This window comes from Flavobacterium anseongense, from assembly GCF_021608185.1.
In the GTDB taxonomy this organism is placed as follows: domain Bacteria; phylum Bacteroidota; class Bacteroidia; order Flavobacteriales; family Flavobacteriaceae; genus Flavobacterium; species Flavobacterium anseongense.
The window spans coordinates 386,107-403,054 of the sequence record NZ_JAKIHN010000001.1; the positions used below are offsets into that span (position 1 = coordinate 386,107).

At 34.7% G+C, this 16,948-nt stretch carries 12 protein-coding genes and 2 tRNA genes; 9 read left to right on the forward strand and 5 right to left on the reverse strand.

Translation table 11 applies throughout. The features are described 5' to 3' along the window. Window positions 1-10 precede the first annotated feature (10 nt). The 3 genes from L1S35_RS01750 to L1S35_RS01760 all read left to right on the forward strand — a co-directional run bounded on the left by L1S35_RS01750 (window position 11) and on the right by L1S35_RS01760 (window position 3,793). Window positions 11-1,246, forward strand: a complete 1,236-nt coding sequence (locus tag L1S35_RS01750) for a 3-deoxy-D-manno-octulosonic acid transferase (protein WP_236396044.1) — start codon at window positions 11-13, stop codon at window positions 1,244-1,246. Window positions 1,247-1,284: 38 nt separating this feature from the next. After that, window positions 1,285-3,429 (forward strand): S46 family peptidase, encoded by a 2,145-nt coding sequence (locus L1S35_RS01755; RefSeq protein WP_236396045.1) that lies wholly within the window; start codon window positions 1,285-1,287, stop codon window positions 3,427-3,429. A gap of 157 nt (window positions 3,430-3,586) precedes the next feature. Next, the gene (locus L1S35_RS01760; RefSeq protein ID WP_236396046.1) at window positions 3,587-3,793 is read left to right on the forward strand and encodes a hypothetical protein; all 207 of its coding nucleotides are present in this window, start codon (window positions 3,587-3,589) and stop codon (window positions 3,791-3,793) included. Between the two features lie 129 nt (window positions 3,794-3,922). Here L1S35_RS01760 and L1S35_RS01765 read toward each other — a convergent pair. The 3 genes from L1S35_RS01765 to mutS all read right to left on the reverse strand — a co-directional run bounded on the left by L1S35_RS01765 (window position 3,923) and on the right by mutS (window position 6,844). Beyond that, window positions 3,923-4,008: transfer RNA gene (locus L1S35_RS01765), tRNA-Leu, on the reverse strand. Window positions 4,009-4,023: 15 nt separating this feature from the next. Next, window positions 4,024-4,096, reverse strand: a tRNA-Gly gene (locus tag L1S35_RS01770). Between the two features lie 144 nt (window positions 4,097-4,240). Further along, window positions 4,241-6,844 carry a DNA mismatch repair protein MutS gene (mutS, locus tag L1S35_RS01775; protein WP_236396047.1) on the reverse strand — a complete coding sequence of 868 codons (2,604 nt, stop codon included), beginning with the start codon at window positions 6,842-6,844 and terminating at the stop codon, window positions 4,241-4,243. Window positions 6,845-6,997: 153 nt separating this feature from the next. On the opposite strand from mutS, the gene L1S35_RS01780 reads away from it, so the two are divergent. Together L1S35_RS01780 and L1S35_RS01785 are read left to right on the forward strand one after the other, a co-directional pair. Next, entirely contained in the window at window positions 6,998-7,471 is a 474-nt protein-coding gene (locus L1S35_RS01780) for a DUF1573 domain-containing protein (protein WP_236396049.1), read from the forward strand. A gap of 104 nt (window positions 7,472-7,575) precedes the next feature. Then, window positions 7,576-8,106 (forward strand): RNA methyltransferase, encoded by a 531-nt coding sequence (locus L1S35_RS01785; protein ID WP_236396051.1) that lies wholly within the window; start codon window positions 7,576-7,578, stop codon window positions 8,104-8,106. On the opposite strand, the gene folK is transcribed toward L1S35_RS01785, so the two are convergent. After that, window positions 8,103-9,239 carry a 2-amino-4-hydroxy-6-hydroxymethyldihydropteridine diphosphokinase gene (gene folK, locus L1S35_RS01790; protein WP_236396052.1) on the reverse strand — a complete coding sequence of 379 codons (1,137 nt, stop codon included), beginning with the start codon at window positions 9,237-9,239 and terminating at the stop codon, window positions 8,103-8,105. The genes L1S35_RS01785 and folK overlap by 4 nt on opposite strands. Before the next feature lie 178 nt (window positions 9,240-9,417). On the opposite strand from folK, the gene L1S35_RS01795 reads away from it, so the two are divergent. Next, a complete protein-coding gene (locus tag L1S35_RS01795) occupies window positions 9,418-12,033 on the forward strand; it encodes an AsmA-like C-terminal region-containing protein (protein ID WP_236396054.1) in 2,616 nt (871 codons plus the stop codon). A gap of 33 nt (window positions 12,034-12,066) precedes the next feature. On the opposite strand, the gene L1S35_RS01800 is transcribed toward L1S35_RS01795, so the two are convergent. Continuing rightward, a complete protein-coding gene (locus tag L1S35_RS01800; RefSeq protein ID WP_236396056.1) occupies window positions 12,067-12,861 on the reverse strand; it encodes a DUF2797 domain-containing protein in 795 nt (264 codons plus the stop codon). Window positions 12,862-12,918: 57 nt separating this feature from the next. Here L1S35_RS01800 and L1S35_RS01805 point away from each other — a divergent pair, with 57 nt between their 5' ends. From L1S35_RS01805 to L1S35_RS01810, 3 genes are all read left to right on the forward strand, one after another. Next, entirely contained in the window at window positions 12,919-14,448 is a 1,530-nt protein-coding gene (locus L1S35_RS01805) for a GH3 auxin-responsive promoter family protein (protein WP_236396057.1), read from the forward strand. 18 nt (window positions 14,449-14,466) lie between these two features. Then, the gene (locus L1S35_RS13335) at window positions 14,467-14,601 is read left to right on the forward strand and encodes a lipoprotein (protein ID WP_370641037.1); all 135 of its coding nucleotides are present in this window, start codon (window positions 14,467-14,469) and stop codon (window positions 14,599-14,601) included. Window positions 14,602-14,717: 116 nt separating this feature from the next. Then, entirely contained in the window at window positions 14,718-16,925 is a 2,208-nt protein-coding gene (locus L1S35_RS01810; RefSeq protein WP_236396058.1) for a TonB-dependent receptor domain-containing protein, read from the forward strand. Window positions 16,926-16,948: the final 23 nt, after the last annotated feature.

The following is a 16,948-nucleotide window of genomic DNA, read 5'->3' on the forward strand; positions in this document are numbered from 1 at the left end:
ATTTTTAGGGATGTTTTTTCTATATAATTTATTGTTGCTTTTTGCTTCACAAATAGTGAAAATTGCGGCGCTTTTTAGTCCAAAAATAAAGCTGTTTGTTGACGGAAGAAAGACTGTTTTTCAAACATTAGAAAGCAAAATTAGTTCGTCTGATAAAACGATTTGGTTTCATGCCGCTTCTTTAGGCGAATTCGAACAAGGTTTGCCAGTGATAGAAAAAATCAAAATTCAATTCCCAAATCATAAAATTGTGGTGACATTCTTTTCACCTTCGGGTTATGAAGTCCGAAAAAACAATACCATTGCTGACGTTACGGTTTATTTGCCTTTAGATACAAAAAGTAACGCACAAAGATTCCTGAAGCTCATTCATCCTGACTTGGTTTTCTTTATCAAATATGAATACTGGCCAAATTATTTGAATGAATTAAAAAAACTTGAAATTAAAACCTATCTGATTTCAGGAATTTTCAGGGAAAATCAGGCATTTTTCAAATGGTATGGCAGTTTTTACCGAAACGCATTAAAGACTTTTGATTTCTTTTTTGTGCAGAATGAAAGTTCGAAATTGTTGCTCCAAAAACTTGGTTTTAATAATGTAAAAATCTCTGGCGACACCCGTTTTGACCGAGTAGTTTCTATTTTGGAAAGAGACAATTCGCTTGATTTTATCAAAGAATTTAAAAACAATACAACCACTATTGTGATTGGAAGTTCCTGGCCAAAAGATGAATATTTGCTCGTAAACTATATCAATCAGACTACTGAAAAAGTAAAATTTATTATTGCACCACACAATATTAAAGCGGAACAAATTCAGGAATTGAAAAACTCAATTTCTAAGAGAGTGATTTTATTTTCAGAAAAAGAGAATATCGATTTATCAGATTACGATGTTTTAATCGTTGACACCATCGGAATATTGACCAAAATCTACAGCTATGCTGATATTGCCTATGTTGGCGGTGGTTTTGGAAATCCAGGTGTTCATAATATTTTGGAACCGGCTACTTTTGGAATTCCGATTATTGTGGGTCCAAATTTTTCTCATTTTGCCGAAGCTGTTGCTTTGGTTCATCAGCAAGGCTGCGTTTCTATTGCTAACCAAAACGAACTAAATGATGCTTTTTCAAACTTGATTTCCAACGAAGACATTCGACACGAAAAAGGGCATATATGTTCGACATTTGTTCAAATGAATAAAGGCGCGACAGATGTTATTCTGAAACACATCTGTAACAAATAATACAAACAACAAACTCACTTCTATCAATAATTTACATTATGAAATATTTAAAGCTACTACTTTTATTCCTTTTCGTCCAAGTTTCCGCGCAGCAAGGTGGCATGTGGATTCCTTCTCTTTTAAAAGGAATGAACGAAGATGAAATGAAGAACCTTGGTATGAAAATTACTGCCGAGCAGATTTATTCAATCAATAAATCAAGTATAAAAGACGGTGTTCCGCAATTTGACAAAAAATGTACTGCCGAAGTCATCTCTGATAAAGGGTTGATTTTAACCAATCATCACTGTGGTTATGATGCCATTCAGAATCATTCTACTGTTGAGCATGATTATTTAGCTGATGGTTTTTGGGCATACAAAATGGAAGATGAATTACTAAACAAAGGCATGGTGGTTTCTTTTGTTGTTCGAATTGATGATGTGACTTCAAAAGTTTTGGCCGGTGTTGCCGCGATTGAATCGGAAGTTGACAAACAGAAAAAAATTCAGGAAAACATTGCTACGCTTACCAAAACGCTACCAAAAGAAAGCTGGGAAGAAAATGTTATTAAAACATTTTACAACGGGAATCAATATTTGCTTTTTGTAACCGAAACATTTAAAGATATAAGGTTGGTTGGTGCGCCACCCAGTTCGATTGGAAAATTTGCCGATGTAACTGATAATTGGGTTTGGCCAAGACATACAGGCGATTTTTCGCTGTTCAGAATTTATGCCGATAAAAACAATCGCCCTGCGGAATATTCTCCGCAAAATGTTCCCTACAAACCAAAATATTATTTCCCGATTTCTATTAAAGGATTAAAAGAAAATGATTTTACTATGGTTTTGGGGTATCCCGGAACAACTCACGAATACTTACCTTCATTTGCCGTTGAACAAATCGTAAACACATCTAATCCGGCTAAAATTGAAATCCGTGATACTACTCTGAAAGTTCTAAATGAATTTATGCGAAAGGATAAAGCGATTAAAATTCAATATGCTTCAAAAAATCAAACTATTGCAAACGCCTGGAAAAAATGGCAAGGAGAAATCAAAGGATTGAAAAAATCTAATGCAGTTGGAGCAAAACAAAATTTTGAAAAGCAATTCCAAAAGAAAGTTATCGAAGCAGGGAAAGAAGCCGAATACGGGAATTTGATTCCCGATTTTGAAAAAAATTATACTCAAATCAAAGACTTTTCTTTGGCTCGTGATTATTTTAATGAAATTGTGGTTACTAATGCTGAAATTCTCTCTGTTGCTTATAAATTATATCAATTAGAACAATTGTACAACACCAAAGGTGAGCAGGCATTTAACGACAGAAGAACTAATTTAATCAATGGTTGGGGAGAATTTTACAGCGAATTCAATCCAAAAGTTAATCAGGAAGTTTTTAAACAGTTACTTGATATTTACAGTAAAAAATATCCAAAACAATTTCTACCAAGTTCTTTAGAAAATGCAAATGCTGAAAATATAGCCAACGAAGTTTTTACAAAATCGCAATTGGTAAGCTATGATAAAGTCAAAGAATTATTAACAGGCGATTCGAAAACTGTTTTAGAAAAACTGAATAATGATGAAGGATATAAAGTTGGTAAAACTATTATTGATGCACATATAAAAAATGTTGCTCCAAAATATGACGAAATAAATTTAAGAAATACAGCAGCACAAAGAACCTATATGAAAGGCATTTTAGAGTTATTCCCAAAAAACAGAAATTTTCCTGATGCTAATAGCACACTACGTGTAACCTATGGGAAAATTAAAGGTTACAAACCAAGTGACGCAGTTTTTTACGAGCCTTTCTCCTATCTAGATGGTGTCATTGAAAAATATATCCCAGGCGATTATGAATTTGATGCACCAAAAAAATTAATTGATTTATACAATGCCAAAGATTATGGCGTTTATGGCGTAAATGGTAAAATGCCTTTGGATTTTATAGCCACAAACCACACTACAGGTGGAAATTCAGGAAGTCCGGCACTTGATGCCGACGGAAATCTAATTGGTTTGAATTTTGATAGGGTTTGGGAAGGAACGATGAGCGATATTTATTATTCTCCTGAAATATGTAGGAATATAATGGTTGATATTCGTTATGTTTTGTTCATCATTGATAAATTTGCAGGCGCTGATAATCTGATTAAAGAGCTAAAAATCATTGCTCCAGGAAAGAAAAAGTAATTTTTTTAACATTAATTTAAGTTTTGGCACGATTCTTGTTAAACAAAAGCCGAAGTAAAATATGGGTTTTTTAAAAAAAATTAAAAATTTATTTTAACCTATTAAAAAATTTATATCTTTGCCTCGAATTAATAATTAACCTTTTATATTAAGTAAGATGAAAAAAGTATTTTTAAGTTTAGCTGTTATTGCTGCATTAACTGTAGTATCTTGTAAGCAAGCTGATGCTGCTGCTACTGAAGCTGTTGACACAACTGCTGTTGAGGCTGTTGACACAACTGCTGCTCCTGCTGCTGACACAACTGCTGTTGACACAACTGCTGCTGCTGCTCCAGCTGAGGCTGCTCCAGCTGAAAAAAAATAATTAAATAACTAATTATTTTTAAAGATTTAAAGCCACGCTAAGCGTGGCTTTCTTATTTTATATACATTCCAAATTTATTTTGTAAACCATATAAACAAAAAAGCTTCAAACATAGTTTGAAGCTTTTTGTACTCAAGGCGGGACTTGAACCCGCACGAACATTGCTGTTCACTGGATTTTAAGTCCAGCGTGTCTACCAATTTCACCACTCGAGCATTATTTGGTAATTGAGCGAAAAACGGGGCTCGAACCCGCGACCTCGACCTTGGCAAGGTCGCGCTCTACCAACTGAGCTATTTTCGCATTCGCATTAATTCTTAGAACGGCAATACTTATGCTGTATTGCGGATGCAAATGTAATATTAAAAATGAATAATACAAACGTTTTTTTTGAAAAAAACTTTGTCAAACTCTAACCAATTGATAAACACAATTCAGTAACAGCATTTATTTTTTCTGCAGCATTCTTTTTAATTCATTTAGTTTCATCAATGCTTCGATTGGCGTCAATGTATTGATATCTAAACCAACTATATCTTCTCGTATTTCTTCTAACAACGGATCATCAAGATTAAAAATATTCAGTTGCATTTCGTCCTTAGCTTTAACTCCACCTAATGCATCGCTCGAATGATTTTTTTCTAATTTCTTCAGAAGCTTCTGTGCTTTTTGTATTACTGTCTGAGGCATTCCCGCCATTTTTGCTACATGAATACCAAAACTGTGAGCGCTTCCGCCGGTAACTAACTTTCGTATAAAAAGAACCGTATCTTTTAATTCTTTTACCGAAACATTATAATTTTTAATTCTCGGCAACAACTCACTCATTTCATTCAATTCGTGATAATGAGTAGCAAATAACGTCTTGGCTCTAGCCGGATTTTCATGTAGAAATTCAGCAATCGCCCACGCAATTGAAATTCCATCGTATGTGCTGGTTCCGCGACCAATCTCATCCAACAAAACCAAACTTCTGTCTGAAATGTTATTCAGAATCGAAGCGGTTTCATTCATCTCAACCATAAAAGTAGATTCGCCCATCGAAATGTTATCACTTGCTCCTACTCGAGTGAAAATTTTATCTACAATTCCCATTCTGACTTTTTCTGCCGGAACAAAACTTCCCATCTGCGCTAATAAAACTATTAAAGCCGTTTGCCTCAAAATTGCTGACTTCCCCGACATGTTTGGTCCGGTAATCATTATAATTTGTTGCGATTCTCTATCTAAGAAAACATCATTCGGAACATATGGAACTCCAACAGGCAACTGCTTTTCAATAACCGGATGGCGACCATTGGTGATTTCCAAATCAAAGGATTCGTCCAGAATTGGGCATACATAATCGTTTTCTATAGCCAATTGCGCGAAAGAAATCAGACAATCGAGCTGTCCTATTAGATTTGCATTTAACTGAACTTGTTTAATATAAGTCGCAATCCAACTCACTAATTGTTCGAAGAGTTGACTTTCTATTTGATGAATTTTTTCTTCGGCTCCAAGGATTTTGGTTTCATATTCTTTTAATTCTTCGGTAATATAACGTTCGGCATTTACTAAAGTCTGCTTTCTAATCCATTCCGTCGGAACTTTATCTTTATGTGTATTTCGAACTTCTATATAATAGCCGAAAACATTATTAAAAGAAATCTTCAGAGATGAAATACCTGTTGCTTCCGATTCCCGCTTTTCAATGCCTTCCAGATATTCTTTCCCTGAAAAGGCAATACTTCTCAATTCATCTAATTCGGGATGAACGCCACTTGCAATAGCATTCCCTTTGGCAATAGCTACCGGCGCATCTTGATTTAAAGTGGTTCTTATCTTTTCGCGAAGCAAATCACATGAATGTAAACTATCGCCAATAACCCGAACTGCTTCTTGTTTACTTTCTAACGCAATTTCTTTAATCGGAATAATAGCGTCTAATGATTCTTTTAGATAAATAACTTCTCTTGGAGAAATTTTTCCGGTTGCCACCTTAGAAATCAAACGCTCCAAGTCGGAAATTTGTTTGATTTGGTATTGCATTTTTTGAAGAATTTCTATATTTTCTTTTAAATAAGAAACAACTTTATGACGACTTCTAATCTTGTGGATGTCTTTTAAAGGCAATGCCAACCAACGCTTCAATAACCTTGATCCCATTGGCGAAAGCGTTTTATCAATCACATCCAACAGCGTAACCGCATTTTGCGAATGGCTGTGGTACAATTCTAAATTTCGAATGGTGAATCTGTCCATCCAAACATAAGCATCCTCAGCAATTCTTTGAATATTGGTGATGTGCTGCACTTTATTATGCTGCGTTTCCGATAAATAAAACAGAATCGCTCCTGAAGCTATAATTCCATCAAGCAACTCATCGATTCCAAAACCTTTTAGCGAATTGGTTTGAAAATGATTGTTTAAGGTTTCAAAAGCGTAATCTTCTTTATAAACCCAATCTTCGAGATAAAAAACATTGAACCTTTCTCCGAATAGTTCTTTGAATTGGTTTCGGTTGTTTTTTTGAATTAAAATCTCACTCGGGCTAAAATTCTGCAACAGCTTATCAATATATTCTTCATTGCCTTGTGCAGTCAAAAATTCGCCTGTAGAAACGTCAAGAAAAGAAACGCCTAATTGCTTTTTACCGAAATAAACCGAAGCCAAAAAATTATTAGATTTTGATTGTAAAACCTCATCGTTCATTGAAACTCCAGGCGTAATCAACTCTGTTACGCCACGTTTAACAATTGTTTTGGTCATTTTTGGATCTTCGAGTTGGTCACAAATCGCTACCCGAAGTCCGGCTTTTACCAATTTTGGCAAATAAGTATTTAAAGAATGATGTGGAAAACCCGCCAAAGCTGTTTCGGTTTCGGAACCTGCACCACGCTTGGTTAAAACAATTCCAAGGATTTTGGAAGCCCGAATGGCATCTTCTCCAAAGGTTTCGTAAAAATCGCCAACTCTAAACAACAAACACGCATCGGGATACTTTCTTTTTATCTCGTTGTATTGCTTCATTAAAGGAGTCTCTTTTGTCGAAGTTTCTTTGGCTGCCAATGGTTTCAGAATTAATTTTTCGTGAAAGCGAATTTAAATATTTTAGAATGATTTAGTCCTCCTAAAAAAAATTAATTTAACCTTAAGACAAAAAAAAGAGAGGCATTCTAAATTTACAATACATTTGTCACAGAAACTTAAATACTATATAAAATGAAAAGAATTATTTTATTAGCTGCAATTACTGTTTTTGGTGTTGCAACTAGCAATGCTCAAACCGCAAAAAAAGCTACTACTAAGAAAGCTGATGCTCCAGCTAAAGTTGAAACTCCAAAAGTTGACGGAGCCGGAATGCTTTTCGAAAACGAAACTATCGATTACGGAACAATTCCACACAACTCTGACGGGAAAAGAGAGTTTGTATTTGTTAACAACGGAAACAAACCTTTAAAAATAGAAAGCACCCAAGGTTCTTGTGGTTGTACCGTTCCTTCTAAACCTGAAGGCGATATCGCTCCAGGTGCAAAAGGAGTTATTGGTGTAAAATATGCGACTGACAGAGTTGGTCCATTTACAAAAACGGTAACTATAAAATCAAATGCTGCCGGACAAGAAACTAAAGTAGTTACTATCAAAGGAACTGTTTTACCAGATGCTCCAGCTGATAGCGCTCCAACAAAAAGCTAATTTTACTTAATTATAATTCAGGAAAGTCTCGATAATCTCGGGACTTTTTTTTTGAATATCTTTACCGCTCGAAACCGAAAGTCAAATGCTCTAAAATAAAAAAGATGCGCAAACTTGAAAATAAAGAACTGGAAAGAAAATCAATCGAAGACTTCAAAGATGCCAAGAAAACACCAATCATAATTGTATTGGATGACATCCGAAGTCTGCACAATATTGGTTCTGTATTTCGAACTGCCGATGCCTTCTTAATCGAGAAAATATATTTATGCGGAATAACGGCAATTCCACCCAACAAAGAGATTCACAAGACCGCACTTGGCGCGACAGAAACAGTTACCTGGGAATATCAGGAAAATGTTTTGGCCGTAATTGAAAATTTGAAAAAAGAAAATGTTTCCGTTTTTGCCATCGAACAAGTGGAAAATGCCATCTTTCTTCAGGATTTTAAAGTAGATAAAACCAAAAAATACGCTTTGGTTTTTGGTAATGAAGTATTTGGTGTTGCTCAAAAAGCAATAGAACTTTGCGACGGAACGATTGAAATTCCGCAGTTAGGAACTAAACATTCATTAAATATTTCGGTTAGTACCGGAATTGTGGTGTGGGACTTGTTTCAGAAAATGAATTATTAACCCGAAATCTTATTCTGAATTTCGTTTAAAATAAAAACATAATCTTCCTGATTATTTTGAAAATCTCTATTGGTCACATCAATAATCAACACATTTAAATCGGTTTGCGATTTGATATAATCCAAATAACCATTGTTGATTTTTTCTAAATATTCCGCCGGAATTTCCTGCTCGTAGCTTCTACCTCTTTCTCGGATATTTGCCAAAAGTCGTTCGGTGCTTTGATACAAATAAATATACAAATCAGGTTTTGGCATTTCTTTATAGATGATGTCAAACATGGTTTTATACAAACGAAACTCATCTTCGGCAAGCGTAACTTTAGCAAAAATTAACGATTTAAAAATATGATAATCGGCAACGATGAAATCCTTAAACAAATCAAATTGTGCTAAATCATCCGAAATTTGCTGATATCTATCGGCCAAAAAAGACATTTCCAACGGAAAAGCATAACGGTTTTGGTCTTCATAGAATTTCGGCAAAAAAGGATTATCCGCGAAACGTTCTAAAACAGATTTAGCATTAAAATCTTCCGCTAATTTGTTTGTCAACGTCGTTTTTCCGGCACCAATATTTCCTTCAATAGCGATGTAATTAAAATGGTCGAGTTTTAATTTTGAAATTGGAATTTCCAGATTCTGAATGACTTTACAATTGCTTTTATCTTCCGAAAGTACTAGCAATTCATGCAAATATTTTTGTAAAATGGGATGACGCCAGTCTAAATGTAAATCCTGCATTGGCAACAACACAAACAAACGGTTTTGCATTTCCGGATGTGGCACTTTTAGTTTCTCGGAAGCAATGATTTCCTCATCAAAAGCGATGACATCAATATCGATAATTCGCGCCTGATAACCTTCGACATCTTCACGAACTCTTCCTAAAGCTTCTTCGAGCAAAAGACATTCTTCCAAAATCTGATGCGCCGATTTATGTGTATTCATAATCACAGCACAATTGTAGAATTTTTCACTTTCAAAACCCCAAGCAGGCGTTTCATAAAGCTTGGAAACTCTAATAATTGTTCCAATTTCATTATGCAAATTATCAATGCAACGCACAATGTTTTCGAGACGATTGCCTTGATTGCTACCTAACGATAAAATGACTTGATGCTGCTTTTTCATGGAAGCACAAATTAACTAAAACTATTTTAGAATAACGTCAAAAAATAGCCGACTGTTAATAACAATTTCTCAACAATTGCCTTTTGATAAAATCATAAAACTTCCATAAATAGTAACCGTTTTATAAGCAAAAGGCTTTATTTTTGTTAAGTAAATGCGTAACTAAATCTATCATACCATGTTAAAGAAAATTTTAAAAATTGTTGGAATTGTTTTGTTGTTGTTAGTGATTTCGGCTTTCGCAATTCCGTATTTCTTTAAAGACCAAATCAAAGCTAAAATTTTATCGTCAATCAATGAAAAAGTCGATGCTAAAGTAGCTTTCGCCGATGCCGATTTGAGTTTGTTCAGAAATTTTCCTAATGCAAGTGTTTCGATAGAAAAATTATCCATCATCAACAAAGCCCCTTTTGAAGGCGATACTTTAGTTTCTTTTGAAGAATTAAACCTGAAGATGTCTATCAAAGAGTTATTCAATGATGATAACGAACCTATGAATATTGATGGAATCTCATCCAAAAACGGACTGATAAACATCATCTTTAACAAAGACGGAATTGGCAATTATGACATTGCTTTAAAAGATAAAGACAAAGCCGACAATGAAAAAAGCAAACCGCTTTCATTAAAAATAAAAGAATATTCGGTTGAGAATTTCAAATTCAAATATTATGATGAAAAGTCGAAAATCAAAATGGTTTTAGACAGCATCAATCATGAAGGAACAGGTGATTTTGCTTCATCAAAATTGGATTTGGTGACCAAAACTACGACCAAAGTTTCGCTCGATATGGACAAAGTGAATTATATGAAAAACGTTGCCGTTTCTCTTGATGCGATACTCGGAATTGACTTGGATAACAGCAAATATACTTTCAAAGAGAACAAAGCTAAAATCAATGAATTGCCTTTAGAATTCGATGGTTTCATTCAATTGGTTGATGCCGGACAACAATATGATTTGAAATTTAAGACACCAACTTCTTCATTCAAAAATTTCTTGGGATTAATTCCGGCGCAATATTCGAGCAATTTAAAAGATGTGAAAACCAGTGGCGATTTTACGGTTGCCGGATTTGCCAAAGGTTTGTATTCTGATAAATCAGTCCCAAAATTCAATATCGAAATTGCTTCCAATAATGCTTCTTTTCAATATCCGAATTTGCCAAAATCGGTTAAGAATATCATCATCGATACCAAAATTATCAATGAAACAGGTATTATGAATGACACTTATGTGAATTTGGATAAGCTTTCTTTCCAAATCGACCAAGATGTTTTCAATGCTAAAGCGAATATTAAAAATGTTGCCGAAAATGCTTTGGTGAATGCTGCTTTGAAAGGAACGATTAATTTGGGAAATGTTTCTAAAGCATATCCAATTAAATTAGAGAAACCATTAAGCGGAATTTTAAAAGCTGATGTTACTACCGAATTCGATATGCAATCTGTTGAAAAAAGCGATTATGCGCGAATCAGAAATGCCGGAACAATCGATTTGACCGGATTCAATTATACCGATGAAAATGGAAAAACCATGAAGATTAGTAGGGCTTTGGTTTCCTTTGACCCAAGTCGGGTGAATCTTAAACAATTCAATGCTACAACCGGAAAAACAGATTTAGCGGTGAATGGTGTGTTGGAAAATTTCTATGGCTTTGTATTTAAAAATCAGGAATTGAAAGGAAACTTTAATCTGAATTCAAATCAATTGGCGGTAAGTGACTTTATGACTTCGGAAGCTGACGCCAAAAAAGAAGCCAAAGCTCAGGAAGCAATGAAAATACCGGCGTTTCTAAATTGTTCATTAACAGCAAAAGCCAACACGGTTCTGTATGATAATTTAGTTTTGAAAAATGTTTCCGGAAAAATAATTATCAAAGACCAAAAAGCAACTTTGGAAAATGGTAAAACCGATATTTTTGGCGGTGCCATTACATTCAATGGCGATGTTTCGACCAAAGAAAAAGTTTCAAAATTCAATATGGATTTAGGGTTGAATGGTGTTGACATTGCGCAAACTTTCACCCAATTGGAAATGATGAAAAAAATTGCGCCTATTGCCGGAATCATTAACGGAAAACTAAATTCAAAAATCAAGCTTTCCGGAAATTTGAAGGACAAAGAAATGACGCCTGATTTAAAAAGCATCACAGGAGATTTACTTGGTCAATTGCTTTCCACAACAGTAAATTCAAACAATTCAACTTTGTTAACCGCTTTGGATGACAAGCTGGGTTTTGTAGATTTAAAAAAATTAAATCTTAATGATTTGAAAGCTGCATTAACTTTTAAAGACGGGAAAGTAAACGTAAAACCATTCGATATCAAATACCAAGACATAAAAGCCACAGTTGGCGGATCACACGGTTTCGATCAATTGATGAACTACAATGTGAAATTGGATGTTCCGGCTAAATATTTGGGAACAGAAATCAATAATTTAATTGGGAAATTAACGCCGGCTGACGCAAAAAAGTTTGAAACGATTCCTATAAATGCTATTCTTAGCGGTAACTTTAAAAATCCAAATATTACTACTGATGTCAAACAAGCTACCACCACTTTGGTTACTAACTTGGTAAAACAACAAAAAGACAAACTGATTCAACAAGGAACTTCAGCACTTAGTACTATGATCCAGAACAACACGAAACCTAAGGATACTTCGAAAACGGCCACGCCAAAACCAGATGTAAAAACACAGGCAACAGATTTACTCAACGGCTTGTTGAATAAAAAGAAAAAAGCAGCACCAAAACCTGCTGAGACAACGCCAACGACTACAAAATAAAAAAGAAACCCTTTCGCTTGAAAGGGTTTTTATTTAAATAGCAATTTTCACAACATAACCTTCAAAAGTCCGGACGTTAAAAACCGTTCCGTCTTCAAACATCAAATATTGTCCTTTGATACCGGTTAATTTCCCTGAGAAGCTTGGTGATTTATCTAAATTCAGGCTGTTGACTTTAGTTGGAAATTGCAAAACTGGATAATGCAATTCATATAAATTCCCCTTTTCGGGATAATAAAACTCCTGAACTTCTTTTGGAATTAAATATTTTAATGAGGCTTTTTCTTTGAGTAAATCAACTTGTGGAACTTCGTTTTTCAACATTTTTTGCCAGTTGGTTTTGTCTGAATAATGATTCTTTAAAGCTACTTCGGTAATTCCGGCTAAATATCTATTCGGAACTTCTACAATTGGAATCGCCTGAACTGCGCCTTGATCTATCCAACGAGTTGGCACTTGAGTTTGCCGGGTAACCCCAACTTTCACTTCGCTCGACAGTGCCAAATACACAATATGTGGTTGCAGCTGCACTTTTTTTTCGTACTCCAAATCGCGGTCTTCTATGTCTAAATGCGCCGTGCTTAATTCGGGTTTCATAATCCAATCGCCTGCAGCTGCTGAACTCATAAAACAATCATAACAAAATCCCTGACGGAAAATCTTTTTCTTTTTGCCGCAATTCAAACATTGGTAACCAACGAAATCTATTTCCATCGATTTTCCCAGCAACTGATTCAAACTCAAAAAACTATTCTCAAAAACCAGATAATACTGAATCGGATTCGAGAATTCGGTTTGCATTTTGGTTAATACGCCTTCGTAAGTCATGGTTTATTCTTAAGATTATTTTCTATATTTGGTAAAGTTATACATCATAAATCAAATATGCCAATACCATTAATAAATTCTATTGCTTCCTGGGTTTTGAAACAACGCATTCATCAGATTGAGTTGTTTCTGAAATATCCGCATGAAGTTCAGGAAGAACTAATGATGAACTTAATTCGTTCATCGGAAGAAACGGTTTTTGGGCATAAATATGATTTTGGAAGTATCAAATCCTATCAGACTTTTGCCGAAAGAGTTCCGGTTTCGACTTATGAAGACTTGGAACCTATGATAGAACTTACCCGAAAAGGTGCACAAAATGTTTTTTGGAACACACCAATAAAATGGTTTGCCAAATCGAGTGGAACAACTAATGCAAAAAGTAAATTTATTCCCGTAAGTAATGAAGCTTTAGAAGATTGTCATTACAAAGGCAGCAAGGATTTGTTGTGTATGTATTTGAACAATAATGAAAACTCCGAAATGTTTTTGGGTAAAAGTTTGCGTCTTGGAGGAAGTTCAAAGATTTATGAAAACAACAATACCTATTTTGGCGATTTATCCGCAATCCTTATTGAAAATATGCCTATTTGGGCGGAATTCAGTAGTACACCGAGCAGTAAAATTTCTTTAATGAGTGAATGGGAATCTAAGCTTACCGCGATTATCAACGAAACTAAAAACGAAAACGTAACCAGTTTTGCGGGTGTACCTTCATGGATGTTGGTTTTGCTTAACAGAATCATGACCGAAACCGGGAAAGATAATTTAATGGAATTGTGGCCAAATTTGGAAGTTTATTTTCATGGCGGCGTGAGTTTTGAACCGTACAGAGAACAATATAAAAAGATACTTCCTCGAAATAATTTCAAATACTACGAAATATATAATGCATCTGAAGGATTTTTTGCGATTCAGGACTTGAATTATTCCAACGATTTGCTGTTGATGTTGGATTATGGCATTTTCTACGAATTCATTCCGATGGATACTTTTGGCACCGAAAATCAAAAAGTAATTCGACTTTCAGATGTAGAATTATTTAAGAATTATGCCATTGTGATTACAACTAATGCCGGGCTTTGGCGCTATTTGATTGGTGATACCGTTCGGTTTACTTCTTTGTCACCATATCGAATTCGGGTTTCAGGAAGAACTAAACATCATATCAACGTTTTTGGCGAAGAATTAATGGTTGAAAATACCGATATGGCTTTATCTAAAACCTGTTCTGCTTTGAATTGTGAAGTGAAAGATTATACTGTTGCCCCTATTTTTATGAAAATAAAGGAAAAAGGTGCACACGAATGGATGATTGAATTTAAAAAACATCCGGAAGACATCAAACTTTTCGAAAAAACATTAGATGAAAATTTGCAGTCATTAAACTCTGATTATGAAGCCAAGCGTTACAACAACATGACACTAAATTCTTTAGTCATTAATGTTGCCCGGGAAAATTTATTTTACGACTGGCTTAAAGAAAACAACAAACTCGGCGGACAACACAAAATCCCCAGACTTTCTAACGAAAGAGATTATTTGGAACAGTTGAAAAGCATGCAGGTCATAGAAAATTCCAAATAGAAAATTCCAAATTACAAAATGAAAAAAATTCTTTTCATACTATTTCTGATGGCTTTCCTAACGTCATGCGGACCAAAAAGATTAAGATGCGGACCAGGACGCTGTTCTATTGAAACAACCAAAACAAACTCCACTGTAAATAATATTTGCTAAAATTTCATTCGATGTGTAACATTTGCTTGGGATAGAAGTCTTACTGACACCCGAGGCGCAGCCGAACTGTTTGGAGCGTAGCGGAGAAAATCATCATCAATCAAAATCAATCACAAATGAAATCAATCATTATGGCTGTGCTATTAATGGCAGCAACTGGTGCTTTTGCACAAGAAAAACCGGCAGAAAGTCCGGAAACCTCAAAGACTACCACAACAGAAAAATCAAATGAACTCTCGGAAGTTACTGTCTATGGAAACAAGAAACAGTACATCAAAGTCGAGTCAGACAAAACCACCATTAACGTTAGGGACAACTCGATGCTTAACAGCGGCAGTAGTTTAGAAGCGGTAAAAAAAATTCCCGGTGTTATAACATCGCCATCCGGAAGTATTACACTCAACAGCAAAGGCGTGAACATATATATTGATGGCACACCAACTACACTTAGCGGCACCGATTTACAAAATTATCTGGCTACATTGCCGGCAAATGCCATTGAGAAAATCGAATTAATTTATAATCCGGGAGCTTCTTTTGATGCCAATGCAAGTGGTTCTATCATCAATATTATTACCAGCACCAAGAGAAAAAAAGGGATTAACGCCAGTTTTAACATCAATTATAATTTTAATGAATATCAAAAACCAAGTCCACAGATTTTGCTGAACGGAAAGACAAAAAATTTGAGTTGGCAAACTATGATTGGCTACAATTATATTGACAGTGAAAGTTTGAACATAACAGATCAAATCTTTACTTCTTTTACTCCAAACGAGCATCTTTATCAAAAAAACCTGGCCAAGTTTACCAATAGAAATTTTTATTTCAGAACGGGAACGAATTATAAGCTGAATGAAAAATCGAATTTATTGTTCAACTATAATCTGAATATGGCGAATGACCGAATTACCAACGAAGCCACAACTACCGGAACCGGAATTGATTTTTCGAACTTTGGTTATGCCAAAAACAAAAACAACAATCACGAGTTGAGTTTACAGTACAAAACCAAGTTGGACACTATCGGAAGAACACTTGACATAACAGCATTCAGTAATTTTTTTGATAAAACACCAACTACAATTTCTAATGGTCTAAGCAATGGTGACGCTACATATTATAATGGTAAAGCAGATTTCGGACTGTCTAATTATTATTTGAAATACGACTTTGCGATTCCGTTTAACAAAATCAATTTCTCTTTGAATACAGGTGGAAAATACAATACTATTAGAGTAACTGATAACGGAATTTACAATTTGAATTCGGCATCTAATTCGGTTATCGATTTTGATTATACCGAAAATAATTTGGCTTTTTATGTTGAAGCCAGACAAAAAATCAAGAAGTTTAACTTCACAGCCGGTCTTCGTTTTGAGGATTATAAAGTTGACCGAACGGCGGTGCAAAATAGTACTGAAACCAAAATCAATTTCAAAAACACCAACTTTTTCCCAAATTTGAGTGCGCTTTATGAAATGAATGAAAATGTAAATTTTTCAGCTTCGTATTCCAAAAAAATCCGACAAGCTGATTACAATACGTTAGACCCAAATAATTTTGCGAATTTTGATCAATACAATACTTCAGAAGGAAATCCGTTTTTAAAGCCAATGTTTTTTGACAATTTTGAGTTTAAAATGACTGCTTTTCAGTTTTTGAGTTTGGGTGGAAATTATACGATTGCCAAAGACAAAAACTTCTTCATATTCAATGCTGAACCCGGAGAATTGGTGAGTACATCAACTTTTCAACAGTTTGATGAAGTAAAGACTTTGAGTTTGTTTGCTTCAATTCCGTTGCCATTGGATTATTTCCTTAAAGGAAAAGCTGAATTCGAAAAAAGGATGAATAATATGGAGAAAATGAATTACATCTTTTTCAATTTCAATTACATCAAAGTGCAAACTGAAGGTTATGATTTTTCGTTTAAAAACAAGCCCATCTTTAATTATGCTGCGGAAGCACAATTCATTTTACCTTGGAACATCAAGAATAATATGTCTTACTTTATTTTACCAAAAGGAACTTGGGAAATCTACAATATTACCAAACCAATTCAACAGTTTGACATCACATTCAGCAGAGAGTTTATGAATAAAAATCTGAAAATAGGATTGCATTGTTTTGATGTTTTCAATGCCAATGAAGTGAACGCTACAATTTCGTCAACTAATCTGCAAACGCAATTCTATCAAAAACAAGATTCTAGAACCTTTAGGATTTCGTTGGTTTATAACTTTGGAAACTTAAGTTTGAAGAAAGACAACACCAACATCGACGTTGACAAAATCAATTCTGGTGGCGGTTTAGTAAGATAAACTTATTAAAACAAAAAATCCCT

Coding starts and splice junctions, on each gene's coding strand:
- L1S35_RS01750 (WP_236396044.1), top strand. CDS start 11: ATGTTTTTTCTATATAATTTATTGTTGCTTTTTGCTTCACAAATAGTG.
- L1S35_RS01755 (WP_236396045.1), top strand. CDS start 1,285: ATGAAATATTTAAAGCTACTACTTTTATTCCTTTTCGTCCAAGTTTCC.
- L1S35_RS01760 (WP_236396046.1), top strand. CDS start 3,587: ATGAAAAAAGTATTTTTAAGTTTAGCTGTTATTGCTGCATTAACTGTA.
- L1S35_RS01780 (WP_236396049.1), top strand. CDS start 6,998: ATGAAAAGAATTATTTTATTAGCTGCAATTACTGTTTTTGGTGTTGCA.
- L1S35_RS01785 (WP_236396051.1), top strand. CDS start 7,576: ATGCGCAAACTTGAAAATAAAGAACTGGAAAGAAAATCAATCGAAGAC.
- folK (WP_236396052.1), bottom strand. CDS start 9,239: ATGAAAAAGCAGCATCAAGTCATTTTATCGTTAGGTAGCAATCAAGGC.
- L1S35_RS01795 (WP_236396054.1), top strand. CDS start 9,418: ATGTTAAAGAAAATTTTAAAAATTGTTGGAATTGTTTTGTTGTTGTTA.
- L1S35_RS01800 (WP_236396056.1), bottom strand. CDS start 12,861: ATGACTTACGAAGGCGTATTAACCAAAATGCAAACCGAATTCTCGAAT.
- L1S35_RS01805 (WP_236396057.1), top strand. CDS start 12,919: ATGCCAATACCATTAATAAATTCTATTGCTTCCTGGGTTTTGAAACAA.
- L1S35_RS13335 (WP_370641037.1), top strand. CDS start 14,467: ATGAAAAAAATTCTTTTCATACTATTTCTGATGGCTTTCCTAACGTCA.
- L1S35_RS01810 (WP_236396058.1), top strand. CDS start 14,718: ATGAAATCAATCATTATGGCTGTGCTATTAATGGCAGCAACTGGTGCT.